Source organism: Streptomyces sp. NPDC043861, assembly GCF_056435905.1.
This window is the reverse complement of record NZ_JBWKDP010000043.1, coordinates 1-1,354: the sequence shown is the minus strand read 5'-3', so window position 1 is coordinate 1,354 and position 1,354 is coordinate 1. Positions and strand designations below refer to the sequence as shown.

General features: G+C 69.7%; 1 protein-coding gene. It reads left to right on the top strand.

Translation table 11 applies throughout. The annotated features are described in order from the left end of the window. On the top strand, positions 1-1,354 hold a 1,354-nt coding region (locus tag AC068D_RS35665; RefSeq protein ID WP_478827306.1), incomplete at both ends, for a condensation domain-containing protein.

Genomic DNA, 1,354 nt, shown 5'->3' with positions numbered 1-1,354 from the left:
GTCGAGGGCGGCGCGGCGAACATCGCTGACGTCTATCCGCTCGCCCCGCTCCAGGAGGGTCTGCTCTTCCACCACCTGCTCGCCCACGACGACGAGGATGCCTATGTCCTTCCGTCGGTGCTCGAATTCCCCTCGCGCGAGCAGCTGGACGCCTTCACGGATGCACTGCAGAAGGTGCTGGACCGGCACGACATCTTCCGTACCTCGTTCGTCTGGGAGGGACTGGTCGAGCCGGTTCAGGTGGTGTGGCGCAAAGCCGTCCTGCCGGTCGTCGAGCTGACGCTGGACGCGGGCAGCAGCGATCCGGTGGGCGATCTGGTCGCGGCGGTCGGTTCCTCGATGGACCTCGGCCGAGCTCCGCTGTTCAGCGTCCACGCGGCGCCCGCGCCGGACGGTGAGCGGTGGCTGGGCCTGGTGCGCGTGCACCACCTGGTGCAGGACCACACTGCGCTGGAGGTCCTGCTCGACGAGGTCGGGGCGTTCCTCACCGGCCGTGGCAGGGACCTGCCGGAGCCGCTGCCGTTCCGGAACTTCGTCGCCCACGCTCGCGGAGCCAACGAGGACGCGGAGCACGAACAGTACTTCGCGGAAATGCTCGGTGACGTGACCGAGCCGACGGCCCCTTACGGGCTGGTGGACGTGCACGGAGCCGGCGCCGGCCTGGTTCGTGAGGTCGTACCGTTCCCTCCCGCTGCCGAGTCTCGACTGCGAGAGGTCGCCCGTCGCCTGGGTGTGAGTACGGCGACCGTGCTGCACGTGGCATGGGCCCGGGCGCTGGCCGCGGTCAGCGGCCGCGACGACGTGGTGTTCGGAACCATCCTGTTCGGTCGGATGAACGCTGGTGTGGGCGCCGACCGGGTACCGGGTCCGTTGATCAACACGCTTCCCGTGCGGGTGCGCACCGGCGAACTGGGCGTGCTGGACGCGGTCTCGGCGATGCGGGACCAGCTCGCGGAGCTGCTCGAGCACGAGCACGCGCCGCTCGCCCTGGCGCAGAGCGTCAGCGGGGTCTCGGGTGACGCACCGCTGTTCACAGCTCTGTTCAACTACCGTCACAACAACGCCCGCAACGCCGAGCAGCGGACCGGCGAGGGCGTCGTCGAGGCCCCGGAGGGCACGGGCGCCACGGCCGATGGCATCCGGCTGGTGTTCTCGCGTGAGCGGACCAACTACCCTCTCACGGTCGCCGTCGACGACGAGGGCGAGAACCGTGGACTGTCGCTGGCGGTCGATGCGGTTTTCCCGATCGATCCGGGTGTGGTGGGTGCGCTGGTGCGTACGGCTGCGGAGGGTCTGGTGTCGGCGTTGGAGGTGGCTCTGGACGGTGGTCCGGAGGCGCTGTTGGGCTCTGTGG